23 protein-coding genes are annotated in these 22,152 nt (G+C 67.2%); 11 read left to right on the top strand and 12 right to left on the bottom strand.

Translation table 11 applies throughout. From position 1 onward, the window contains the following. The first annotated feature begins 98 nt into the window (after positions 1 to 98). The 6 genes from hydA to Q0263_RS07475 all read left to right on the top strand — a co-directional run bounded on the left by hydA (position 99) and on the right by Q0263_RS07475 (position 6,654). On the top strand, positions 99 to 1,502 hold the full coding sequence (gene hydA / locus Q0263_RS07500; protein WP_298014930.1) for a dihydropyrimidinase: 1,404 nt from the start codon (positions 99 to 101) through the stop codon (positions 1,500 to 1,502). 10 nt (positions 1,503 to 1,512) lie between these two features. Then, positions 1,513 to 2,349: a fumarylacetoacetate hydrolase family protein gene (locus Q0263_RS07495; protein WP_298014928.1), complete on the top strand. Its 837-nt coding sequence runs from the start codon at positions 1,513 to 1,515 to the stop codon at positions 2,347 to 2,349. Positions 2,350 to 2,568: 219 nt separating this feature from the next. Next, positions 2,569 to 4,743 carry a malate synthase G gene (locus Q0263_RS07490; protein ID WP_298014926.1) on the top strand — a complete coding sequence of 725 codons (2,175 nt, stop codon included), beginning with the start codon at positions 2,569 to 2,571 and terminating at the stop codon, positions 4,741 to 4,743. A gap of 166 nt (positions 4,744 to 4,909) precedes the next feature. Further along, a complete protein-coding gene (locus Q0263_RS07485; RefSeq protein WP_298014924.1) occupies positions 4,910 to 5,305 on the top strand; it encodes a hypothetical protein in 396 nt (131 codons plus the stop codon). A gap of 16 nt (positions 5,306 to 5,321) precedes the next feature. Beyond that, positions 5,322 to 5,846: an RNA polymerase sigma factor gene (locus tag Q0263_RS07480; protein WP_298014922.1), complete on the top strand. Its 525-nt coding sequence runs from the start codon at positions 5,322 to 5,324 to the stop codon at positions 5,844 to 5,846. A gap of 13 nt (positions 5,847 to 5,859) precedes the next feature. Continuing rightward, on the top strand, positions 5,860 to 6,654 hold the full coding sequence (locus Q0263_RS07475; RefSeq protein WP_298014920.1) for an anti-sigma factor: 795 nt from the start codon (positions 5,860 to 5,862) through the stop codon (positions 6,652 to 6,654). A 36-nt stretch (positions 6,655 to 6,690) separates the two neighbouring features. Here Q0263_RS07475 and Q0263_RS07470 read toward each other — a convergent pair whose 3' ends face one another. Then, positions 6,691 to 7,881: an acetylornithine transaminase gene (locus Q0263_RS07470; protein WP_298014919.1), complete on the bottom strand. Its 1,191-nt coding sequence runs from the start codon at positions 7,879 to 7,881 to the stop codon at positions 6,691 to 6,693. Positions 7,882 to 7,918: 37 nt separating this feature from the next. Continuing rightward, on the bottom strand, positions 7,919 to 8,812 hold the full coding sequence (locus Q0263_RS07465) for an EamA family transporter (protein WP_298014917.1): 894 nt from the start codon (positions 8,810 to 8,812) through the stop codon (positions 7,919 to 7,921). A 202-nt stretch (positions 8,813 to 9,014) separates the two neighbouring features. Between Q0263_RS07465 and Q0263_RS07460 the strand changes: the two genes are divergently transcribed. Further along, positions 9,015 to 9,887: an MOSC N-terminal beta barrel domain-containing protein gene (locus Q0263_RS07460; protein WP_298014915.1), complete on the top strand. Its 873-nt coding sequence runs from the start codon at positions 9,015 to 9,017 to the stop codon at positions 9,885 to 9,887. 48 nt (positions 9,888 to 9,935) lie between these two features. Here Q0263_RS07460 and dinB read toward each other — a convergent pair whose 3' ends face one another. Next, positions 9,936 to 11,069: a DNA polymerase IV gene (gene dinB / locus Q0263_RS07455; RefSeq protein ID WP_298014913.1), complete on the bottom strand. Its 1,134-nt coding sequence runs from the start codon at positions 11,067 to 11,069 to the stop codon at positions 9,936 to 9,938. 161 nt (positions 11,070 to 11,230) lie between these two features. Between dinB and Q0263_RS07450 the strand changes: the two genes are divergently transcribed. Next, a complete protein-coding gene (locus tag Q0263_RS07450; protein ID WP_298014911.1) occupies positions 11,231 to 11,515 on the top strand; it encodes a heavy-metal-associated domain-containing protein in 285 nt (94 codons plus the stop codon). 1 nt (position 11,516) lies between these two features. Here the strand turns inward: Q0263_RS07450 and Q0263_RS07445 are convergent, their stop codons facing one another. The 4 genes from Q0263_RS07445 to Q0263_RS07430 form a co-directional block, all read right to left on the bottom strand. Continuing rightward, positions 11,517 to 12,782, bottom strand: coding sequence for a nitrate/nitrite transporter (locus Q0263_RS07445; protein ID WP_298014909.1), 1,266 nt, complete (start codon positions 12,780 to 12,782; stop codon positions 11,517 to 11,519). 76 nt (positions 12,783 to 12,858) lie between these two features. Beyond that, positions 12,859 to 13,656, bottom strand: coding sequence for a hypothetical protein (locus Q0263_RS07440; RefSeq protein WP_298014907.1), 798 nt, complete (start codon positions 13,654 to 13,656; stop codon positions 12,859 to 12,861). A gap of 62 nt (positions 13,657 to 13,718) precedes the next feature. Further along, positions 13,719 to 14,144 carry an organic hydroperoxide resistance protein gene (locus tag Q0263_RS07435; RefSeq protein WP_298014905.1) on the bottom strand — a complete coding sequence of 142 codons (426 nt, stop codon included), beginning with the start codon at positions 14,142 to 14,144 and terminating at the stop codon, positions 13,719 to 13,721. Between the two features lie 125 nt (positions 14,145 to 14,269). Next, complete coding sequence (locus tag Q0263_RS07430) at positions 14,270 to 14,764, bottom strand: MarR family transcriptional regulator (RefSeq protein WP_298014903.1); 495 nt, start codon at positions 14,762 to 14,764, stop codon at positions 14,270 to 14,272. Between the two features lie 112 nt (positions 14,765 to 14,876). On the opposite strand from Q0263_RS07430, the gene Q0263_RS07425 reads away from it, so the two are divergent. Then, positions 14,877 to 15,992, top strand: a complete 1,116-nt coding sequence (locus Q0263_RS07425) for an NAD(P)/FAD-dependent oxidoreductase (protein ID WP_298014901.1) — start codon at positions 14,877 to 14,879, stop codon at positions 15,990 to 15,992. 117 nt (positions 15,993 to 16,109) lie between these two features. Further along, a complete protein-coding gene (locus Q0263_RS07420) occupies positions 16,110 to 16,403 on the top strand; it encodes an antibiotic biosynthesis monooxygenase family protein (RefSeq protein ID WP_298014899.1) in 294 nt (97 codons plus the stop codon). Positions 16,404 to 16,410: 7 nt separating this feature from the next. On the opposite strand, the gene mnmE is transcribed toward Q0263_RS07420, so the two are convergent. The 5 genes from mnmE to rpmH all read right to left on the bottom strand — a co-directional run bounded on the left by mnmE (position 16,411) and on the right by rpmH (position 20,495). After that, positions 16,411 to 17,808 carry a tRNA uridine-5-carboxymethylaminomethyl(34) synthesis GTPase MnmE gene (mnmE, locus tag Q0263_RS07415; protein WP_298014897.1) on the bottom strand — a complete coding sequence of 466 codons (1,398 nt, stop codon included), beginning with the start codon at positions 17,806 to 17,808 and terminating at the stop codon, positions 16,411 to 16,413. 70 nt (positions 17,809 to 17,878) lie between these two features. Next, positions 17,879 to 19,615, bottom strand: coding sequence for a membrane protein insertase YidC (gene yidC / locus Q0263_RS07410; protein ID WP_298014896.1), 1,737 nt, complete (start codon positions 19,613 to 19,615; stop codon positions 17,879 to 17,881). 99 nt (positions 19,616 to 19,714) lie between these two features. Then, entirely contained in the window at positions 19,715 to 19,957 is a 243-nt protein-coding gene (gene yidD, locus Q0263_RS07405; protein ID WP_298014962.1) for a membrane protein insertion efficiency factor YidD, read from the bottom strand. Then, on the bottom strand, positions 19,954 to 20,313 hold the full coding sequence (locus Q0263_RS07400; RefSeq protein WP_298014894.1) for a ribonuclease P protein component: 360 nt from the start codon (positions 20,311 to 20,313) through the stop codon (positions 19,954 to 19,956). Before Q0263_RS07400 ends, yidD begins: the two co-directional genes overlap by 4 nt. Positions 20,314 to 20,360: 47 nt before the next feature. Beyond that, positions 20,361 to 20,495: a 50S ribosomal protein L34 gene (gene rpmH / locus Q0263_RS07395; RefSeq protein WP_043679136.1), complete on the bottom strand. Its 135-nt coding sequence runs from the start codon at positions 20,493 to 20,495 to the stop codon at positions 20,361 to 20,363. A 249-nt stretch (positions 20,496 to 20,744) separates the two neighbouring features. Between rpmH and dnaA the strand changes: the two genes are divergently transcribed. Continuing rightward, the gene (gene dnaA, locus Q0263_RS07390; RefSeq protein WP_298014889.1) at positions 20,745 to 22,148 is read left to right on the top strand and encodes a chromosomal replication initiator protein DnaA; all 1,404 of its coding nucleotides are present in this window, start codon (positions 20,745 to 20,747) and stop codon (positions 22,146 to 22,148) included. Positions 22,149 to 22,152: the final 4 nt, after the last annotated feature.

Raw genomic sequence — 22,152 nt, 5'->3', positions numbered from 1 at the left:
GTTGACAATGACCATCGAACATTACGCTTCGATGTCATGGCCACCCGCAATCCACACATCACATGGCGGCCGACAAAACATCACTTCTGAGAGCAACCATGGCACAGGAACTGGACCTTCTTATCACCGGAGCGGAAATCGTCACGGCGGCCGACCGCTTCCGCGCGGACATCGGCATACAGGACGGCAAGATCGTCGCCCTGGGCACGGCGCTGGGGCCGGCACGCAAAACGGTGGACGCCAGCGGCCTGCTCGCCCTGCCCGGCGGCGTGGACGCCCACTGCCACCTGGACCAGCCGCAAGGCTTCGGGCTGCGGATGGCGGACGACTTCGTCAGCGGCTCCCGCTCGGCGGCCTGCGGCGGCACCACCACCATCATCCCGTTCGCGGCGCAGCTCAAAGGCCAGTCGCTGCGCGCCGCCGTGGAGGACTACCACCAGCGCGCCGGCGGCAAGTCCTGCATCGACTACGCCTTTCACATGATCGTGGTGGATCCGACGCCCGAAGTCCTGGAACAGGAACTGCCGGCGCTCATCCGGGAGGGCTACACCTCCTTCAAGGTCTACATGACCTACGACGACCTGAAGCTCAATGACCGCCAGATCCTGAACGTGCTGGACGTGGCGCGCCAGGGCGGCGCGCTGGTCATGGTGCACGCGGAAAATTCGGACTGCATCAGCTGGCTGACCGACCGCCTGGTGGCCGACGGCAAGACCACGCCGCAGTACCACGCCGTATCGCGCCCCCAGGCCGTGGAACGCGAAGCCACCCACCGGGCCATCACCTTCTCCGAGCTGGTCGACGTGCCCATCCTCATCGTCCACGTCTCCGGCAGCGAAGCCATCGAACAGATCCGCTGGGCCCGCGGACGCGGCCAGCGCATCTATGCCGAAACCTGCCCGCAGTACCTGTACCTCACCGCCGAAGACCTCGGACACGGCGACTACGAAGGCGCCAAGTGCGTCTGCAGCCCCCCGCCGCGCGACGAGGCCAACCAGGAGGCCGTCTGGCGCGGCCTGGCGCACAACGTGTTCTCCGTCTTTTCCTCGGACCACGCCCCCTTCAGCTACGAGGACCCGCACGGCAAGAAACTGCGCGGCAAGGAACAGAAATTCCAGTACATCCCCAACGGCATCCCCGGGCTGGAAACACGCCTGCCGCTGCTGTTCTCGGGCGGCGTCAACGGCGGGCGCATCAGCATCCACCAGTTCGTCGCGCTCACGTCCACCCAGCCCGCCAAACTCTACGGGCTCTATCCCCGCAAGGGTTCGCTCATGGTGGGCTCCGACGCCGACATCAGCCTCTGGGACCCCGACCGGAAAGTCGTCATCAGCAACACGATGCTGCACCACGACGTGGACTACACGCCTTACGAGGGGCGCACGGTCACCGGCTGGCCGGTCATGACGTTCTCGCGCGGCGAACTGGTCAGCCGGGAATTCGAGTTCCTGGGCACGGCGGGCAAGGGCGAATTCCTGCCCTGCGACAAACCGATGCTCTGAGGACGCGGCGATGAAACTCTTCAGACACGGCGCGCCGGGCCAGGAACACCCCGGTCTGCTCGATGCCCAGGGGCTCTTGCGCGACCTGTCCGGCGTCGTGGACGACATCACGGGCCGCACGCTGGCCGGCGAGGCGCTGCAAAGCCTGCGCGCGCTGGATGCCTCGCAGCTTCCCGTCCTGCCCGCCGACACCCGCATAGGCCCCTGCGTGGCGCAGGTCGGCAATTTCATCGGCCTGGGGCTCAATTTCGCCGACCATGCGGCGGAGGCGAAACTGCCCATCCCCGAGTACCCGCTGGTCTTCAACAAGGCCCCTAGCTGCATCGCGGGCGCCCGCGACCCCTTGCGGCTCTCTCCCGGCAGCCGGGAAGTGGACTACGAAGTCGAGATGGCCATCGTGCTGTGCCGCGACGCCTGGCAGGTCGGCGAAGAGCAGGCGCTCGACTGCGTGGGCGGCTATTGCCTGTCCAACGACTTCACCGACCGGTACTGGCAGAACCGCTACGCCGGCCAGTGGACGATCGGCAAGAGCGCCCCCGGCTTCGGCCCCCTGGGCCCCTGGCTGGTCACCGCGGACGAAGTGCCCGATCCCGCCGACATCCCGCTGGAACTGAGCGTCAACGGCCAGCGCAAACAATGCGCCAGGACGTCGGGGATGATCTTCAACGTGAAGGAAGTCGTCGCCTACCTGTCGCGCTTCTTTCGCCTGTCCTGCGGCGACGTGATCACGCTGGGAACCCCGGCGGGCGTCGGCCTGGCCACCGGCGCCTACCTCGAGCCGGGCGACGAGATCACCGCCTCGGGAGGCATACTGGGCAGCCAGCGCATCCAGATCGTCGCGCACTGAGGCGCCGGACGGCAAGGCCCGGCCCGAGCGCCCGGCGAATAAGCAGTATCTGAACCGGCATATAGCCGGTCCGCCGCCGCCCGGACGGCATTTTTCTTCTGTGCGACAACAACTTGGAAACCCGGCCCGGGTATCGTCCGCGAACCCGCCACCCTTTAACTCTTATAGAAGACTGCCTATAATTAGAGGTTAACGTCTTCAGAATACCCAAGGACCATCATGACCGATCGCATTTCCAGCCATGGACTCCAGGTCGCAACCGTATTGCACCAATTCCTCGAACAGGAAGCACTGCCCGGCACGGGCGTGCAGTCCGCCGCCTTCTGGGAAGGCCTGTCGGCCATCATCCACGACCTGGCGCCCAAGAACCGCGCCCTGCTGGCCGAGCGCGACCGCATCCAGGCCGCAATGGACGACTGGTACGGCAAGCACCCCGGCGCCGTCTCCGACCCGTCCGCCTACCGCGCCTTCCTGCGCCAGATCGGCTACCTGAAAGACGCGCCGGCCAAGGTCACCGTCACCACGGCCAACGTCGACACGGAAATCACGGAACAGGCCGGCCCGCAGCTGGTCGTGCCGGTCATGAACGCCCGCTACGCCCTGAACGCCGCCAACGCGCGCTGGGGCAGCCTGTACGACGCCCTGTACGGCACCGACGCCATCCCCGAAACCGACGACGCGGCCCGCGCGGGCGGCTACAACCCGGTGCGCGGCGCGCGCGTCATCGCCTTCGCCCGCCAGTTCCTGGACGACAACATCGCCCTGGCCCAGGGTTCGCATCGCGACGCCACCGGCTATGCCGTCGTCGGCGGCGCGCTTCAGGTCACCCTGAAGGACGGCAGCGTCACCGGCCTGGCCAAGGCCGACGCCTTCCTGGGCCACCGCGGCAACGCCGCATCCCCCGAAGCGCTGGTGTTCCGCCACAACGGCCTGCACTTCGAGATCCAGTTCGATGCCCAGTCGCCCATCGGCAAAACCGACGCCGCCCACATCAAGGACGTTGTCGTCGAAGCGGCCCTGACCACCATCATGGACTGCGAGGACTCCATCGCCGCCGTCGACGCCGACGACAAGGTCGTCGCCTACCGCAACTGGCTGGGCCTGATGAAGGGCGACCTGACCGAAGACCTGGTCAAGGGCGGCAAGACCATCACCCGCCGCCTGAATCCGGACCGCGAATACATCGCCCGCGACGGCAGCGCCGCCAAGCTGCACGGCCGCTCGCTGATGTTCGTGCGCAACGTCGGCCACCTGATGACCAACCCGGCCATCCTCGACCGCGACGGCAAGGAAGTGCCCGAAGGCATCCTGGACGCCGCCTGCACCGCGCTGATCGCCATCCACGACCTGAAGGCCCGCAAGAACTCCCGCACCGGGTCCATCTACGTCGTCAAGCCGAAAATGCACGGCCCCGACGAGGTCGCCTTCGCCGGCGAAATCTTCGCCCGCGTGGAACAGCTGCTGGGCCTGGCGCCCAACACGATCAAGATGGGCATCATGGACGAGGAACGCCGCACCAGCGTCAACCTGAAGGCCTGCATCGCCGCCGCCACCGAGCGCGTGGTGTTCATCAACACCGGCTTCCTGGACCGCACGGGCGACGAGCTGCACACCTCCATGCGCGCCGGCGTCATGGTGCGCAAGCACGACATGAAGTCCCAGGCCTGGATCCAGGCCTACGAGCTGAACAACGTGCAGACCGGCCTGGAATGCGGCCTGCGCGGCCACGCTCAGATCGGCAAGGGCATGTGGGCCATGCCGGACCTGATGGCCGCCATGCTCGAACAGAAGGTCAGCCAGGTCAAGGCCGGCGGCAACACGGCCTGGGTGCCCTCGCCCACCGCCGCCACGCTGCACGCCCTGCACTACCACCAGGTCGACGTGGTCGAAGTGCAGAAGTCCCTGGAAAACCACCACGAGGACTACCTCGACCGCATCCTGACGGTGCCGGTCACCGGCGCGCCCACCTGGACGCCCAAGCAGATCCAGCAGGAACTGGACAACAACTGCCAGGGCATCCTGGGCTACGTGGTGCGCTGGATCGACCAGGGCGTGGGCTGCTCGAAAGTCCCCGACATCCATGACGTGGGCCTGATGGAAGACCGCGCCACGCTGCGGATCTCCAGCCAGCACATCGTCAACTGGCTGCTGCACGGCGTCACCAACCGCGCGCAGGTCGAAGAGACCCTGCGCCGCATGGCCGCCGTCGTCGACAAGCAGAACGCCGGGGACGCCGCCTACGAACCCATGGACGGCCATTTCGACACGTCCTGCGCCTTCAAGGCCGCCAGCGACCTGATCTTCAAGGGCCTGGAACAGCCCAACGGCTACACCGAGCCGCTGCTGCACCACTGGCGCCAGGTGAAGAAGGCGGAACAGGCCGCCAAGGCCTGATCCTCAGGGCGACTTCGCCCCGCCCCGAAAGCCGCCGGACCGGTCACGGTCCCGGCGGCTTTTTTTATTGTCGGGGGGTCGCCCCGGACAAAAATACGGAGTCCAATGGAATAAACCGCGCGGCTGGACTGTTTACCGCAGACCAACCCAAGCAAGGAGAACCGCCATGACTCGTTCCGCTTCCTTTTCCATCCTCGGCCCGATGCTGCTGGCCGCCTGCGCCCTGGCGCCCGCGGCTCACGCTCAGGCCCAGGCGCCGGCCACCGCCATGGACGGCGTGCTGGTCGGCCCCAACCAGATGACGCTCTATGTCTTCGACAAGGACGCCACGGGTTCGGGCAAGAGCGTGTGCAACGGCGGCTGCGCCACCAATTGGCCGCCGCTGATGGCGCCCGGCGGGGCCGCCGCCACCGGCGACTGGAGCGTGGTGAACCGCGACGACGGCAGCAAGCAATGGGCCTACAAGGGCCGTCCGCTCTACTACTGGACCAAGGACGCCAAACCCGGGGACAAGACGGGCGACGGTTTCCTCAAGGGCGCCTGGCACGCCGCCAAACCCTGAGAACGATCCCGCGCGCGTGGACATCGACGACGCCGCCGCCCACATCCCCCGCCTGCGCCGCTACGCGCGGGCGCTGGTGGGCGACGCCGCGCGCGCGGACGACCTGGTGCAGGACACGCTGGAGCGGGCCTGCCAGAAATGGGCGCTGTGGCGGCCGCCGGCCGCGCCCGCGGACCAGGTCCAGGCGGCGCTGCGCGGCTGGCTGCTCACCCTGATGCACAACCTCTTCGCCAACCAGTGGCGGGAGGCGGCGCGGGAGCGCACGATCGACTGGGACGAAGCCCCCGAGCCGGGGCACGATCCCACGCCAGCCCTGGGGCTGCGGCTCGACCTGGAACGCGCGTTGGCGCTGCTGGCGCCGCAGGCGCGCGAGGTGTTGCTGCTGGTGGCGATGGAACAATACAGCTATGCCGAGACGGCGCGGATGCTCGGCATCCCCATCGGCACGGTGATGTCCCGCCTGGCGCGGGCGCGCGAGCAGCTGCGGCGCCTGATGGAGGGAGAAGCGCCTTCCAGGGTGGCTTTGAAGGCCGTCAAATGAAGGAATGCGATCGATGTCCATGAACCGCCCCGACGAAACCACGCTCCATGCCTGGGTGGATGGAGAGCTGGCGCCCGAGCGCGCCGCGGAAGTGGCGCAATGGCTGTCGGCGCACCCCGACGAGGCGGCCCGCGCCGCCGCCCTGCAGGCGCAATGCGCCGGCCTGCAAGCCCTGCACGCCCAGGTGCTGGACGAGCCGGTGCCGCCGAGGCTGCGCCGCGCGCTGCGCCGGCCGCCGCTGCAATGGCGCTGGCCGCACGCGCTGGCGGCGGGGATGATGCTCGCGCTGGGGCTGGGCACAGGCTACGGCCTGGGCGGCGCGGGACACGACGCCTCGCCGCCGGCGGCGGGCGCCCTGGCGCAGCTGCCGGTCTTCGTGCGCGAGGCGGCGGCCGCCCATGCGGTCTACGTGCCGGAACAGCGCCACCCCGTGGAGGTGGCGGCGCAACAGCAGGCGCACCTGGTGCAATGGCTGTCCAAGCGGCTGGGCGTGCCGCTGAAGGTGCCGACGCTCGACGCCCAGGGCTTTCACCTGGTGGGCGGCCGCCTGCTGCCGGGCGAAGCCGGGCAGGCGCGCGCGCAGTTCATGTACCAGGACGCGGCCGGCGAACGCGTGACGCTCTACGTTTCGGTGCTGCCGCAGGGGAAAACGACCGCCGCCGCGCCGACGGCCTTCCAGTGGACCCGCGACGGGTCGACCCTGGGCTTCTACTGGATCGACGGGCGCCAGGGCTACGCGGTCAGCGCGGCCCTGCCACGCGAGCGGCTGCACGTGCTGGCCGAAGCCATCTACCGCCAGCTGGGCTGAGCCGGGCGCGCCGCGTCCGTCGGAACGCGGCCCTCGTCAGCCGCGTACCTGCTTCACCAGCGCATCCAGCCAGGCCAGCATGGTGTCGATTTCCTCGGTCGACACGTTCAGGGCGGGCATGAAACGCAGCAGATTGCCGCGCGGCGCGTTCAGCAGCAGGCCTTCGGGGGCGCGATCGCGGGCGGCCGCCACCAGGGCGGGGCCGTCGTCGCGGTCCATGATCAGCGCGCGCAGCAGGCCGACCCCGCGTTCGCCCCGCATGCCCCATTTGTCGGACAGCGCCATCAGCCCGGCCGACAGCTGGCGGGCGCGTTCGTTGACCGATTCCATGAACCCGGGGGCCGCCAGGACGTCGAACACGGCCACGCCGACCGCCGTCATCAGGGGATTGCCGTTGTAGGTGCCGCCCTGGTCGCCATGCTCGAAGCAGCAGACCGCCTCGCGGGCGCACAGCGCCGACAGCGGGACGCCGCCGCCGATGCCCTTGCCCAGGGTCATGATGTCGGGCTCGATGCCGGCGTGCTGGTAGGCGAACATCCGGCCGGTGCGGCCCATGCCGGTCTGCACCTCGTCCACGATCAGCAGCAGGCCTTTTTCGCGGGTCAGCGCGCGCAGGCCCTGCAGGAACTCGCGGGTGGCGGGGATGACGCCGGCCTCGCCCTGGACGGGCTCCAGCATCACGGCCACGGTCTGATCGTCGATCAGGGCGCGGACGGAATCCAGGTCGTTCAGGTCCGCCTTGGGGAAACCGTCGACCTGGGGCGCGAACTTCACGTCCCAGCCCGCCTTGCCCGACGCGGACATGGTCGCCAGCGTGCGGCCATGGAAGCTGTGGTCGAAAGTGATGATCTTGTAGGCGCCCTTGCGGTGCAGCTGGCCCCATTTGCGGGCCAGCTTGATCGCGCCCTCGTTGGCTTCCGCGCCGCTGTTGGCGAAGAACACCCGGTCGAAGCAGGACGCTTCCACGATGCGCCTGGCCAGATCGATGGACGGCTGGTTGTAGAAAGCCGGCGAAGGATTGATCAGCGCATGCGATTGCCGCGCCAGGGCGTCGATCATGGGCGCCGGGTTATGCCCCAGGCAGTTCACCGCCCAGCCCTGGATGAAATCCAGATAACGCTTGCCGGCATTGTCCTGCAGCCAGGCGCCCTGGCCGCTGACGAACACCAGTTCGGGGCGCGACGTAATTTCCATCAGGGCGTTGATCCCTGCGCGATCAATGGTCATGGGTATGAATTCCAGTCAAAACGCCAAAAGGGGTATTTTAGGTCGGTTGCGCGCGGTTCCGCAGCCATGCGGCCCACCGGGCGCCAAACAGGTTGACGGTCAGTCCGATCAATACCACACCGCCGCCCAGCCACTGCCACGGTCCCAGGCGTTCGCCCAGGGTCCAGTCGGCGCACAACAGCCCCACCACGGGGATCAGCAGGCTGAGCGGCGCCACGCGCGCAACGGGATGGCGCGACAGCAAACGGCCCCAGAGCACATACCCCACCAGCGTCGCCACGCCCGACAGATACACCACGACCCCCACCGCCCGCCAGCTCAGATGCGTCAAGCTGTCGAGCATGCGATCCGGGCCTTCGAACGCGGCCGACAGCAGCAGGAACGGAATCGGCGGCAGCAGCGCCCCCCACACCACCATGGACAACATGCGCACCTGGCCCGCGCGTTTCAGCACGATGTTGCCGCAGGCCCAACTGAAGGCCGCCAGCAGCGTCAGCAGGAAGCCCGTCAGCGGCACCGCGGTCGAATCCGCCCCGGCATCCAGCATCACCAGGCCCGCCACGGCCAGTCCCATGCCCAGCACATGATGGGCGCGGATGGACTCGCGCAGCGCCAGCGCCGCGATCGCCACCGTGAAGAACGCCTGCGCCTGCAGCACCAGGGACGCCAGCCCCGCCGGCATGCCCAGGTAGATGGCGAGAAACAGGAAGACGAACTGTCCCAGGCAGATGGTGGCCCCGTATCCCGCCACATAGCGCCAGGGGACGGCCGGGCGAGGAACGAAGAAGATCGCGGGAAAGGCCACGAAGAGGAACCGCAGCGCCCCCAGCAGCATCGGCGGGATTTCGTCCACCCCGAATTTGATGACCACGAAATTCGCCCCCCAGACCACGATGACGACCAAGGCGGCCAGGATGTCTTTCAAGGGCATGAGGAGCTCCAGCGGAATTCGCGCCAAAGGATGTCGGCGAATCCGTCATGCTACGGCATTTTCGGATTTCCCCTTCCGGGGCGCCGCGCGGCCGCCTGCGCGCGGGCGGGGCCGGTCCATGAGCGGCATTTCGCGCGGGTCCGTGCGGCGCGCCGGCCTGAGATTAGAATATTCGCCTTGTCCCCCTGTTCCGACCCCGATCATGCCCCTGGCCATCCACAGCCTGTACAGCTACCCCGTGAAATCCTGCGCGGGCATCCGCCACGACCGCATCCGCGTCAGCGGCGCCGGCCTGGAATACGACCGCCACTGGGTCATCGTCGACGACCGGGGCGTCTTCATGACCCAGCGCCAGCACCCCCGCATGGTGCTGATCCGGCCCACGCCCCAGCCCGACGGCGTCTGGCTGAAGGCGCCCGGCCAGCCGGACTGCTTCGCGCCGGTCACGGGCGGCGAGCTGCCCGCTGTCCCGGTCGCCATCTGGGGCACCGAAACCGCAGGGGCCGATCAGGGCGACGAGGTCGCGCGCTGGCTCAGCGGCTTCCTGGGCGCGCCCTGCCGCCTGCTGCACATCCATCCCCGCGCCCACCGCCTGGCCAGCATGCGCCACATGACGCAATGGATCCAGACCCATCCGGACTGGCCGCAATCGTTCCTGCCCGTGGACCGACACGCCTTCGCCTTTGCCGACGGCTTTCCGTTCCTGGTCACCAACCGGCATTCCCTGGACGAATTGAACGGGCAGCTGGCGAACGACGGCCATCCGGCGGTGGACATGATCCGCTTCCGGCCCAATATCGTGCTGGAAGGCCTGGAGCCCTACGACGAGGACCACCTGGCCGGTTTCCGCACCGGGGGCCTGGGATTCGCCTTCGTGAAGGCCTGCGCCCGCTGCCCGATCCCGAACGTGGATCCCCTGACCGGCGACACCGCCTCCGAACCGGGCCGCACCCTGGCGCGGCACCGCCAATTCGAACAAGGCGTGCTGTTCGGCGTGAACGCCATCGCCGCCCTGCCGGACGGCGAACACTGGCTGCGGGCGGGCGACGCCATCGAGCCGGAATTCGATTTCTGAGGCAGAAGATCCGCACGACCGACCTGCGCGCCCGCTACGGCGGACGGATCAGTACAGGGACAACTGCACCGGATGCCGCGCGGCGCTCTCGTCGTCGACCGGTTCCAGCTTGCCGGCCCGCACCCCCAGCAGGCGCAGGCGCCGGTCCAGCGTCACCCGCTTCAGGCACTGCCCCGCCGCCCGGTGGATGGCGTCGACGTCCCCGACGGCCTCGTCCAGGGTCAGGTCGCGGGTCACGATGCGGAAGTCGTCGAACCGCAGCTTGATGCCGATGGTGGCCCCGCGCACCCGCTTGCGCGCCAGATCCCGGGCCAGGTGTTCGCACAATTCCCGGAAGATGGCCGACAGCGCGGCCTTGTCCCGCACCACGTGCAGGTCGCGCTCGAACGTCGTTTCCCGGCTGATCGAGCGCGGTTCGGACTCCACGACCACCGGCCGGTCGTCGATGCCGTGAGCCACGTCCAGCAGCCATTGCGCCATGCCCAGGCCGAAGGCGTCCTGCAGCCGGTCCGGCGCGGCCGCCGCCAGCTGCGCGATGGTCTCGATGCCCATGCCTTGCAGGCGGCGGGTGGCCTTGGGGCCGATGCCGTTGACCTTCGAGACCGGCAGCGGCCAGATGCGCCGCTGCAGATCGCCGGTGCCGATCAGCGTCATGCCATCGGGCTTGTCCAGGTCCGAAGCGATCTTGGACAGCAGCTTGTTGGGTGAAACGCCGATGGAGCACACCAGGCCGGTCGCATCGCGCACCGCCCGCTTCAACCGCCGCGCCAGCGTCTCCGAATCCTCCGGCATCCCCGTCAGGTCGATGTAGATTTCATCGATGCCGCGGTCCTCGATCCGGGGCGCGATGGCCGCCACGGCCTCTTTGAACAGGCGCGAATAATGGCGATAGGCCGCGAAGTTCACCGGCAGCAGCACGGCGTCGGGCGCCAGCCGGGCGGCCTTCATCATGCCCATGGCCGAATGCACGCCGAACGCCCGCGCCTCGTAGGTGGCGGTGGTGATGACCCCGCGCCCCACATAATCGCGCAGCCGCGCGTAACGGCCATCCTCGGGCGGTTCGCCGCGCCCGCCGATCACCACCGGCTGCCCGCGCAGATCCGGATAGCGCAGCAATTCCACGGATGCGAAGAACGCATCCATATCCAGGTGGGCGATTCGGCGGACGGGTGATTCGGACATGTGGGCATCCTGGCGTCAACGGCGGCGTTCGACGCGATTCCCGCCGCGCGATTCGACACGCAGGCGGACAGGCACTGCTATACTAGCCGATCTTAAGATATATTTTATATGTATCTATAACCCTGCCCCGTTCAAGGGCATTTCCCCGCGCGCGAGGACCCATGCAAGCCGAAACCCTGAAACGATCATCCCAGAAGACCGAAACCATGCGCCTGGTGGGCCTGCGCGGCCCCGACTGTGCCGACAAGCTGGACCGCGTCCTGGCCGCGATTCCCGGCGTCTCGCAGGTCAGCGTGTCGCTGGCCGACGAAAAAGCCACCGTCACGTTCGACACCGCCCAGGTCTCCACCCAGCGCCTGCAGGTCGCCGTCGCCGACGCCGGCTACGAAGCCCTGAAGCCGGTCCACGGCCAGGACGGCAACTGCTGCGGGGGGTGTGGGGGGTAATTCACTCCGCCAATTCCGTACCGGCGCGCGGCGCCCGCCGGTACGAATAGTGCATGAACACCAGCGACACGCAGACGGCGCCGTACAGCAGCATGAACGCGCTGGAATAGACCCCGGTGACGTCCAGCAGGATGCCGAACAGGATCGGCAGGACGAACCCGCCCAGGCCGCCGGCCAGCCCCACCACGCCCGACACCGCGCCGATGTTGTCCGAATAGTCGTCGCTGATGAACTTGAAGACGGACGCCTTGCCGATCGCCATGGCCACCCCGACGATGAACAGCAGAATCGTGAACGCCGTGGCGTTCAGACCGATGTGCAGCGACACCGGGCCGCTCAGGGTCTGGACCGTCATCTGCGTCTGCGGATAGGACAGCAGGAAGAAACACACCCAGCACACCCACATCACCCACCAGGTGACGGTGTAGGCGCCGAAGCGGTCCGAAAACCAGCCCCCCAGAGCCCGCAGCACCCCGCCCGGCAAGGAAAAGATCATGGCCAGGAAAGCGGCCAGGGTCAGGTCGAAGCCGTATTCCGCCACATAGTATTTCGTGATCCACAAGGCCAGCGCCACATAGCCGCCGAACACCACCGAATAGTATTGGCAATACCGCCAGACGCGGGGGTCCTTCAGCACGCTCAGCTGCTGCAGAACGCCCGCGCCCGCCGGCATGCGATGGGATGGATCCGAATGGCTGAACAGCCAGAACAGGATCGCCGTGCCCAGCATCAGCGCGGCATAGGCCTTGGGCAGCATGGCCCAGCCGAAGGCGCCGATCACCAGGGGCGCGACGAACATGTTCAGCGCGGACCCCGAATTGCCGGCGCCGAATATCCCCATCGCGAAGCCGCGCCTTTCCGGGACGAACCAGCGGGCCACATAGGGCGTTCCCACGGCGAACGTGCCGCCGGCCAGGCCGACGAACAGCGCCAGGACCAGGAATTGGGCATAAGTCGTGGCATGCCCCATCAGGTAGAGGGGCGGCACGCAGATCAGCAGCACCAGGAAAAAGACGATCCGCCCGCCGAAACGGTCGGTCAGCATGCCCAGAGGCACCCGGATCAGGGAACCCGTCAACACCGGTGTGGCGATCAGCAGGCCGAACTGGGTTTCATTCAGATGCAGTTCGGTCTTCAGCGGCACGCCCAGGACGGAGAACATGGTCCAGATGGCGAAACAGACCGTGAAGGCGAAGGTGCTGGAAAACAGCACGGACAGCGCCTGACGAGAAACAGGCGCCGGATGCGGCGACGACTCTGAGGACATGGCGATCTCCCAAGGCGAAATCATTTCGCTCAGGAAAGATCATATCCATACGGCGCGTGCTGGTATATGACCTGGATCAGACGGCTTGCGCGCGGCGCCAGGCCAGCAGCATGAACGTGACGGCGAACGCGGCGAGCAGCGCGACGGCCAGCGCCGCATACGGCCCCATGTGCGGCGCGGCCAGCGCCATGAAGGCGCAGAACCCGGCAAGACTGGACGTGCCCAGGATGGCGGAATACAGCGTCGCCATGACGACGGCGTTGCCCATCTGCTGGTGCAGAGTGAAGGAGATGACGCTGAACCCGATCGGAAAGGACAGGAGGATGCCGGACAGCGTCGATCCCAGGCGATGGCTCTGGGTCGTCACGCCCGCCACCAGGATGCCGGCGAGCACGCCGCGCAGCAGCAGGGTTCCCCACCCCGCCTTGCCGCCCAGCGTCGTCACAGGCAGCAGCGCGCGCCGCGCAAGCCGCCGGAACAGCAGCGTCGCGCCCGCGAACAGCAGCAGCCCCAGCCACAGCGGCGACGGCAGAAAACGCAGAAACGACGCGATCAGCGCCCAGGCGGCCAATCCGCCCGCGAGCGCCGTCGCAGGACCCGCCCGCCTGGCAAGCAGAATGTAGGCCGGCAGAAAGCTTTGCGTCGCGCACAGGGACAGCAGGGCATAGGATGCCGTTTGCGCGACGAAATCAGGCTCCGCCTGGCCCGCCAGGAAATAGAAGCCCGGCCCCAGGGTGATGGGCAGCCCCGCCAGGACGCCGCCGATGAGCGGCCCGAAAAGCTTGACCGACCAACTGACGCCGATGATCACGGCGGCCGTGGCCAGCAGCCGCACGATGGCGGCGTCGAGCAGCGCTCCGGAAAGCACTTGCACCCCCCTTTGGCCGCGTCGCAGCCGGACCCCGGATCCCGGGCGCCGGCCGGCGCCCGGAGCGCTTATGCCACCGTCAGCGTGACCTTGATGTTGTTGCGCGTGGCGTTGGAGTACGGGCAGACCACGTGGGCCTTCTGCACCAGATCGTTCAGCTTCGCATGATCCACGCCCGGAGCGGAGATCTTCAGTTCCACCGCGATGCCGAAGCCCGTCGGGATGGGACCGACGCCCACGGCGCCCGTCACCTGGGTATCGGCCGGCAGCTTGACGCTTTCCTTGCCGGCGACCAGTTTCAGGGCGCCCAGGAAGCAGGCCGAATAGCCGGCCGCGAACAGCTGTTCGGGATTGGTGCCGGGACCGGCATCGCCGCCCAGTTCCTTGGGCACGGACAGCTTGATGTCCAGGCGGCCATCGGAGGATTTGGCGCTGCCGTCGCGGCCGCCCGTGGCGGTTGCGTGGGCCGTGTAGAGAACGTTTTCGACTGTCATGGTTGGACTCCTGGTGGCGCGGTTCGGAAGGAAAGCCTCGGCACCACGAACGGCGGCTTTCCTGACGGCGAAGCGAATCGATCGGCGCCGACGGCCCGGCAGACGCGCTGCCTGGCCGCGGCCCATCACTGTTTCGCCGGGTGTTCCACAGCGGCGGCACCCTGCAGGTGCGCCCGCAATTCTTCCAGATCGGCTTTCAGCACACGGGCCTGGGCAGGCGTGCAGCCCGTGGCGCACAATACTTCCTGAGGCACGCCTTCGGCCCTGCGGCGCAAGGCCCGCCCCGCAGGGGTCAGCGAAACCAGCACCTGGCGCTGATCCGCCTGCGCGCGGTCCCGGCGCAGCAAGCCCAATGCCTGCAAGCGCTTCAACAGCGGCGTCAGCGTGGCGGAATCCAGGTACAGGCGATCGCCCAGCGCCGAGACCGTCAGGCCATCGGTTTCCCACAATACCAGCATGACCAGATACTGCGGATAGGTCAGGCCCAATCCGGCCAGCTGGCGACGATAGATCTTGCCCATGGCCAGTTGCGCGGAATACAGGGCGAAGCACAACTGGGCATCCAGGGTGAGATGCCGGGAAGATCCTTCCGCTGCCGTCGTGGGTTCATGAAGCTCCATATCCCGCATGTTAAATCGTGTGCTATTTAATAGCAAGCGAACGACCCGCCCCGCATCAACGGCTCGGCCGTCTGCGCTACAGTATCCGCCCGACCATCGCAAGACATGTCCCATGACTGAATCCCTGGACTGCATCATCATCGGAGCCGGCGTCGTCGGCCTGGCCGTGGCGCGCGCCTGCGCGCAGGCCGGCCTGGAAACCCTGGTCGTCGAGGCCGAACCGGCCATCGGCACCGCCACCAGTTCGCGCAACAGCGAGGTCATCCACGCCGGCATCTACTATCCGCAAGGATCGCTGAAGGCCCGGCTGTGCGTGCAGGGCCGCAAGTCTCTGTACGACTATTGCGCATCGCATGGCGTCGCGCACCAGCGCTGCGGCAAACTGATCGTCGCCACCCAGGAAGGGCAGCAGGACCGCCTGCGCCGGATCGCCGCCGCCGCGGCGGCCAACGGCGTGGACGACCTGCGCTGGCTGGACCGCCGCCAGGCGCGGGCCCGCGAACCGGACCTGCAGTGCGTGGCCGCGCTGGAATCACCGTCGACCGGCATCATCGACAGCCACGGCCTGATGCTGGCGCTGCAGGGAGACCTGGAAAACGCCGGCGGCCTGCTGGCGCTGCGCGCCCCGGTCCTGGGCGGCGCCGTGCTGGGCGGCCCGGACGCGGGCATCCTGCTGCACGTCGGCGGCGACGAGCCCATGGACATCATCGGGCGCCGGGTCGTCAACTGCGCCGGCCTGCACGCCCAGGAGCTGGCCGCCCGCATCCAGGGTATCCCGCCCGCCAGCATTCCCGCAGGCCGCTACGCCAAGGGCAACTACTACGCCCTGTCGGGAAAATCGCCGTTTTCCCGCCTGATCTACCCGGTGCCCGAGCCCGGCGGCCTGGGCGTGCACCTGACGCTGGATCTCGCCGGCCAGGCCCGCTTCGGCCCCGACGTGGAGTGGGTGGACGCCATCGACTACGCCGTGGATCCCGCCCGGGCCGACGGCTTTTACGCGGCCATCCGCCGCTACTGGCCGGACCTGCCCGACCACGCCCTGCAGCCCAGCTACGCCGGCATCCGGCCCAAGCTGGCGGCCCTGGACGGCCACGATGCGGATTTCATGATCCAGGACGCCTCGGCGCACGGCGTGTCCGGCCTGATCAATCTGTACGGCATCGAATCGCCGGGGCTGACGTCCTGCCTGGCCATCGCCGACGAAGTCATGGAACGCATGCGCCGCTAGGACCGGCGGCTGAGCCGCCCCCGAAGGCGAGTCCCGGCGCGGCCAGCCCGCCGGGACTCGCCGCCCACGGTGCATAATCATGGGCATCGTCACTCAACCCACACACAGGAACCCGACATGATCCGCGAAATGGCCCACATCACCGTCAAGCCCGGCGCCCAGGCCGACTTCGAAGCCGGCGTACGAAAAGCCCTGCCCCTGTTCCAGCGGGCCCGGGGCTTTCACCGCCTGGAACTGCACCACGTCATCGAGCATCCCGAACAGTACGTGCTGCAGATCCACTGGCAGACCCTGGAAGACCACATGAAGCACTTCCGCGAATCCGAGGACTTCCAGGCCTGGCGCGGCATCGTCGGCGGCTATTTCGCCAAGGCGCCGGAAGTCGTGCACACGGAAGTGGTGGGGGAATAAGCGGCTTTCACTTCCCAATACAAAACCGGGAAAAGATCTCGCCCAGCAGGTCGTCGCTGGTGAACTGCCCCGTGATCTCGCACAGGGACTCATGCGCCAGGCGCAGTTCCTCGGCGAACAGGTCCAGCACCTGATCGCTGTGCGAGGCATGCTCGCGGGCCAGCAGCAGGTGCTCGCGGGCGGCCTCCAGCGCCTGCACGTGACGTTCGCGCGCCAGCCAGGGGGACTCCGTCCCCGGCGTCCAGCCGGCGATCCGCAGCAGGCGGGCGCGCAAGACGTCCAGGCCGGCGCCGGTGCGGGCGGACACCTGAATTTCTTCGGATGCCGCCGGCATGTCCTGGTCGTCCGCACCACGGGCTGCCCGCAGGTCTGATCCGCCGGACAGCAAATCAACCTTGTTCAGCACCCGCAGCACCGGCGTTCCCGCCGGCAGGCGGCGCACGATCTCCGCATCCAGGGGATCATCCGGATGCCGCGCATCCTGCAGATGCAGGATCACCTGGGCGCGGGCGATCTCCGCCCAGCTGCGCTCGATGCCGATCCGCTCCACCGTGTCGTCGGTGTCGCGCAGCCCCGCCGTGTCCACGATGTGCAGCGGAATGCCGTCGATGTGGATCTGCTGGATCACGCGGTCGCGGGTCGTTCCGGCGATCGGCGTCACGATGGCGACGTCCTCGCCCGCCAGGGCGTTCAGCAGACTGGACTTGCCCACGTTCGGCTGCCCCGCCAGCACCACGTGCAGGCCCTCGCGCAGCACCATTCCCTGCCGGGCGGTGCGCAGCACGCCATCCAGCGCCGCCGTCACCGTGTCCAGGCGCTCCGCCGCCTGGTACTTTTCCAGGAAGTCGATTTCCTCCTCGGGGAAATCCAGCGTCGCCTCGACCAGCATGCGCAGCTGCACGATGCGCTCGCTCAGCGCATCGACCTCGGCCGAGAACGCCCCCGACAGCGACGCCATCGCGCTGCGGGCCGCCGCCGTGGAACTGGCCTCGATCAGATCCGCCACGGCTTCCGCCTGCGCCAGATCCAGCCTATCGTTCAGAAACGCCCGCTGCGTGAATTCCCCCGGCTGCGCCAGGCGCAAGCCGATGCCCGCCCCCCGGGCCAGGCAATCGTCCAGCACCCGTCGCAAGACCGCCGGCCCGCCGTGCCCCTGCAGTTCCAGCACGTCCTCGCCCGTATAGGAATGCGGGCCGGGAAAGAACAGCGCCAGGCCTTCGTCCATGACGTCTCCGTCCCGATGGCGAAACGGCAGATAGTGCGCATGCCTGGGCCGCAGCGCCTGGCCGCACAGGGCATCCGCCCAGGCGCGAAGATCCGGCCCCGATACCCGGATCACGCCGATCCCGCCCCGCCCGGGAGCGGTGGCGATGGCGATGATGGGATCGGAAGAAAAGGCGCTCATAGAAATAGAAGTCCAAACAAAAGCGGCGCCCCGAAAGAGCGCCGCTTCATCATATCAACATCCCGGAGCCTCAGCTGGACGCCGACGCCGCCTTTTCCCGATCCAGGCGATTCATGATCACCCGCTGCTGAATGATCGACACCGTGTTGTTCACGCACCAGTACAGCACCAGGCCGGCCGGGAACAGGAACATCATCCCGCCGAACACCAGCGGCATGATCATCATGATCTTCGCCTGCGTCGGATCCGGGGGCGTCGGGTTCAGCTTGATCTGCAGGAACATCGTCAGCATCATGAAGGCCGGCAGGATGAACCAGGGATCGCTGACCGACAGGTCGTGGATCCACAGCAGCCACGGCGCGCCGCGCATTTCGACGCTGCCCAGCAGCACCCAGTACAGCGCGATGAACACCGGAATCTGCACCACCATCGGCAGACACCCGCCCAGCGGGTTGATCTTTTCCGTGCGGTACATCTCCATCATGGCCGCGTTCAGCTTCGCCTTGTCGTCGCCGAACTTTTCCTTCAGGTGCTTCATGCGCGGCGCGACCAGCTTCATCTTGGCCATCGAGCGATAGCTGGCGGCCGACAGCGGGTAGAACACCAGCTTGATCAGCAGCGTCAGCAGCACGATCGTCCAGCCCCAGTTGCCCACCAGGCCGTGCAGCCAGATCATGAACTTGAACATCGGCTTGGCGATGATCGTCACCCAGCCGTAGTCCACGACCAGGTCCAGCCCCGGCGCGACCGTGCTCATCGCACGCTGGTCCTGGGGACCGACCCACAGCTGGGCCTCCACCGACTTGCTGGCCCCCGGGGCGATCGCGCCTACGGACTCGATCGTGCGGATGGCGAACAGATTGCCCGGCAGCGCCAGCGCCTGGTTGGTGCGGACCACCCCTTGCTGCGGCACCCAGGCCGTGGCGAAGTAATGCTGCACCATGCCGACCCAGCCGTTGTCCGCCTGCTGGATGTAGCTGGCCTTGTTCTTGGTGATTTCCTCGAACTTCACCTTCTGGAACTTGTCTTCCGCCGAATAGACGACCGGCCCGGTGAACGTGCTGTAGAAGCCCGTCGTGTTGGAAGGCTCGTGGCCGTCGCGCGTCAGCTGCAGGTACAGCGACGGATCGACGGGCTGATCCCCCAGATTGGTGATGTCGTTGCGCACACGGATGTCATAGCCGTTGTGCGACAGGATGAAGGTCTTGACCACCCGGACCTGGCCGGCCGTGGCCTCGAACGAGACCTCGGTCGTGTCGCCCTTGACCACCGGGCCGTCGCCGACCAGCGTGAACGGCGTCAGATGCGTGGGATAGCTTTGCCCCTGCGGCGCGCCCACCAGACCGGTCTGGGCCACGTACATGTCGCCCGGCTGGTCGTTCAGCAGATACATGGCATCGCCCGCGTCCTGCGGCGGCTTGTGCCCCATCAGCCCCTTGAACCAGGGGATGATGCCCGTGGTGGCTTCCTGGTTCTTGTAGTCCAGGAGTTCCGCGCGCACCAGTTGCGCCCCCAGCGTGTCGAACGTCAGGTTGTACACCCCGGTCTTCACGTGCACGGGCTTGCCTTCAGGCGCGGCGTCGGACGCCGGAACCGCGGTCTGCCCCGAGGCCGAGCCCTGCGCGGCCGCGGCGGGCACGTCCTTCCGGTCGGCCGACGCGGTCTTGTCCGTCGGCTTGGCCGTTTCCGCAGCCGGCGGCGTCAGGGAAAACAGGGACGGCTGACCCTGATACACCTGCCAGTTGTTCCACAACAGCAGGAGCGAAAAAGAAAAGATCATCCAGAGGATGGTGCGTCGAATGTCCATTGGCGCCTGTTTTCGAATAGGGTCGGGAGCAAAAGCTCACCAGTTTAACGTAGGGTGGCTGACAGGGACTTGATCATGCGTCCCCGGGCCCTTTTTGATTCATCCGTGACCGCTTGCGGCGGACCGCGCCGGCGGCACCGGATCATGTCCGCCCGGACATCCGGGATGGCAGCGCGCGATGCGGCGCATGCCCAGCCAGATGCCGCGCGGGACGCCATGGACTTCGATGGCCTCGATCGTATAGGCGGAGCAGGTCGGCGTGAAGCGGCACTGCTGCCCCACCCACGGGCTCAGAAAATACCGGTAGAAGCGGATCGGCGCAATGAACAAGGACCGGATCAACATTTCGCGATCCTGCCCAGCAGGGCATCGGCTTCCTCTCGCACCTGGCGCTTCAGGACCGTCAGGCTGGCGGGGGCGGGACGGCTGACCAGCCGGAACACCAGATCGCCATCGGGCAGACCGGCCCGGCGCAGGCGAAAGGCCTCGCGGATGACACGCTTGATGGCATTGCGCGTCACGGCCAGGGGCGCGTGGCGCTTGGGCACGACCAGCCCCAGGCGGGCGGGACCCGGTTCGGATTGCCGGGGACCGGAGACAATGAACAAAGCCCCTCGGGCGATACGCCGGCCCTTCAGGGCCGCCGCGTATTCCGAGGGGCGATGCAGCCGGGCCGCCGAAGGGAAATCGGTAGGCATGGCGGTCGATTCCGAAGCCGGCCAAAGACCGGCGCGGGGACGACGGATCAGACGGCCAGGCGCTTGCGGCCCTTGGCGCGGCGGGCGCTGAGGACGGCACGGCCCGCACGCGTCTTCATGCGGACACGAAACCCGTGAGTGCGCTTGCGGCGGGTAACAGAAGGCTGGAAAGTGCGTTTCATGGCGAATCCAAAAGAGCTCGGGGTTGTGCGAGGTTATGTGACTGAAGGCTCGATCGCCCGGGCGCCATCACAGGCACACGCGTACCCATATCACCCAAAGCATCGAAAAGCCCATTATTTCAACAAATTTTTGACGTGCCGTCAATCACTTGTGAACTTATCCCCCGCTGCGCGGCGCAAGCCGCCGCACGGTCTGTGGATAACTCACCACAGGAAAGGGTAGAATCGAGGTTTCGCACGATGACCCCTATGAATGAATTCTGGCAGGCCTGTCTCCAGCAGCTGGAACAGGAACTCCCCCCCCAACAGATCAGCGCCTGGATCAAACCCCTGGTTCCCCTCGGCTACGACGAGGAACTCGCGATCCTGAGGCTCGGCGCGCCCAATCGCATGAAGCTCGACTGGGTGCGCAAGAACTATTCCACGCGCATCGAAACGCTCGCCAGCGACTGGTTTTCCCAGGCGGTGCAGGTGCAGCTGGAAATCCACGCCAGCCAGGCGCGGCCGGCTCCGGCCGTGCGCGTGCCGCCGGCGCCGTCCGCCTCCGCCAATGGCTCGTCCGGCCCGGCGGCCGCGCCCGCCGCGGCGCCGACCCCAGTCCACGCCGCCGCCGACGAGGCCATGAAAGACCGGTCGCGCCTGAACCTGGACCTGACCTTCGACAACTTCGTCATCGGCAAGGCCAACCAGCTGGCGCGCGCGGCGGCGCTGCAGGTCGCCGAAAACCCCGGCGTCTCCTACAACCCGCTGTTCCTGTACGGCGGCGTGGGCCTGGGCAAGACCCACCTGATCCACGCCATCGGCAACGCCCTGCTGGCCGGCGGCAACAATCCGCGCATCCGCTACGTGCACGCCGACCAGTACGTGTCCGACGTGGTCAAGGCCTACCAGCGCCGGGCTTTCGACGATTTCAAGCGCTACTACCATTCGCTGGACCTGCTGCTGATCGACGACATCCAGTTCTTCGCCGGCAAGAATCGTACCCAGGAAGAGTTCTTCTACGCCTTCGAGGCCATGGTGGCGCAGCGCAAGCAGATCATCATCACCTCCGACACCTACCCGAAGGAACTGGCCAACATCGACAGCCGGCTGATCTCGCGCTTCGATTCGGGGCTGACGGTCGCCATCGAGCCGCCCGAACTGGAAATGCGCGTGGCGATCCTGCTGCGCAAGGCCCAGACCGAAGGCATCACCATGCCCGAGGAAGTCGCCTTCTTCATCGCCAAGCACCTGCGCAGCAACGTGCGCGAACTGGAAGGCGCCCTGCGCAAGGTCTCCGCCTACGCCCGCTTCCACGGCCGCGAAGTCCTGACCGTCGAAGTCTGCAAGGAAGCCCTGAAGGATCTGCTGTCGGTATCCAACAGCCAGATCACGGTGGAGAACATCCAAAAAACCGTCGCCGACTTCTATAAAATCAAGGTCGCCGACATGTATTCGAAGCGCCGGCCCGCCAATATCGCGCTGCCGCGCCAGATCGCCATGTACCTGGCCAAGGAACTGACCCAGAAGAGCCTGCCGGAAATCGGCGACCTGTTCGGCGGACGCGATCACACCACCGTGCTGCACGCGGTCCGCAAGATCACCGATCTGCGGGGCAAACAGACTGAATTGAATCACGCACTTCACGTACTCGAGCAAACCCTCAAAGGATAATGAC

This window comes from uncultured Castellaniella sp., assembly GCF_937988725.1.
Lineage (GTDB): Bacteria > Pseudomonadota > Gammaproteobacteria > Burkholderiales > Burkholderiaceae_B > Castellaniella.
This window is presented reverse-complemented; position numbering and strand designations above follow the sequence as displayed.

What these genes read in the sequence shown, in the direction of transcription:
- Q0263_RS07460 (WP_298014915.1), top strand. Translation starts at nt 9,015, where the DNA reads ATGCCCCTGGCCATCCACAGCCTGTACAGCTACCCCGTGAAATCCTGC.
- hydA (WP_298014930.1), top strand. Translation starts at nt 99, where the DNA reads ATGGCACAGGAACTGGACCTTCTTATCACCGGAGCGGAAATCGTCACG.
- Q0263_RS07490 (WP_298014926.1), top strand. Translation starts at nt 2,569, where the DNA reads ATGACCGATCGCATTTCCAGCCATGGACTCCAGGTCGCAACCGTATTG.
- dnaA (WP_298014889.1), top strand. Translation starts at nt 20,745, where the DNA reads ATGAATGAATTCTGGCAGGCCTGTCTCCAGCAGCTGGAACAGGAACTC.
- Q0263_RS07450 (WP_298014911.1), top strand. Translation starts at nt 11,231, where the DNA reads ATGCAAGCCGAAACCCTGAAACGATCATCCCAGAAGACCGAAACCATG.
- Q0263_RS07435 (WP_298014905.1), bottom strand. Translation starts at nt 14,144, where the DNA reads ATGACAGTCGAAAACGTTCTCTACACGGCCCACGCAACCGCCACGGGC.
- Q0263_RS07465 (WP_298014917.1), bottom strand. Translation starts at nt 8,812, where the DNA reads ATGCCCTTGAAAGACATCCTGGCCGCCTTGGTCGTCATCGTGGTCTGG.
- Q0263_RS07445 (WP_298014909.1), bottom strand. Translation starts at nt 12,782, where the DNA reads ATGTCCTCAGAGTCGTCGCCGCATCCGGCGCCTGTTTCTCGTCAGGCG.
- Q0263_RS07425 (WP_298014901.1), top strand. Translation starts at nt 14,877, where the DNA reads ATGACTGAATCCCTGGACTGCATCATCATCGGAGCCGGCGTCGTCGGC.
- dinB (WP_298014913.1), bottom strand. Translation starts at nt 11,069, where the DNA reads ATGTCCGAATCACCCGTCCGCCGAATCGCCCACCTGGATATGGATGCG.
- Q0263_RS07475 (WP_298014920.1), top strand. Translation starts at nt 5,860, where the DNA reads ATGTCCATGAACCGCCCCGACGAAACCACGCTCCATGCCTGGGTGGAT.
- rpmH (WP_043679136.1), bottom strand. Translation starts at nt 20,495, where the DNA reads ATGAAACGCACTTTCCAGCCTTCTGTTACCCGCCGCAAGCGCACTCAC.
- Q0263_RS07430 (WP_298014903.1), bottom strand. Translation starts at nt 14,764, where the DNA reads ATGGAGCTTCATGAACCCACGACGGCAGCGGAAGGATCTTCCCGGCAT.
- yidC (WP_298014896.1), bottom strand. Translation starts at nt 19,615, where the DNA reads ATGGACATTCGACGCACCATCCTCTGGATGATCTTTTCTTTTTCGCTC.
- Q0263_RS07400 (WP_298014894.1), bottom strand. Translation starts at nt 20,313, where the DNA reads ATGCCTACCGATTTCCCTTCGGCGGCCCGGCTGCATCGCCCCTCGGAA.
- mnmE (WP_298014897.1), bottom strand. Translation starts at nt 17,808, where the DNA reads ATGAGCGCCTTTTCTTCCGATCCCATCATCGCCATCGCCACCGCTCCC.
- Q0263_RS07470 (WP_298014919.1), bottom strand. Translation starts at nt 7,881, where the DNA reads ATGACCATTGATCGCGCAGGGATCAACGCCCTGATGGAAATTACGTCG.
- Q0263_RS07420 (WP_298014899.1), top strand. Translation starts at nt 16,110, where the DNA reads ATGATCCGCGAAATGGCCCACATCACCGTCAAGCCCGGCGCCCAGGCC.
- Q0263_RS07495 (WP_298014928.1), top strand. Translation starts at nt 1,513, where the DNA reads ATGAAACTCTTCAGACACGGCGCGCCGGGCCAGGAACACCCCGGTCTG.
- Q0263_RS07485 (WP_298014924.1), top strand. Translation starts at nt 4,910, where the DNA reads ATGACTCGTTCCGCTTCCTTTTCCATCCTCGGCCCGATGCTGCTGGCC.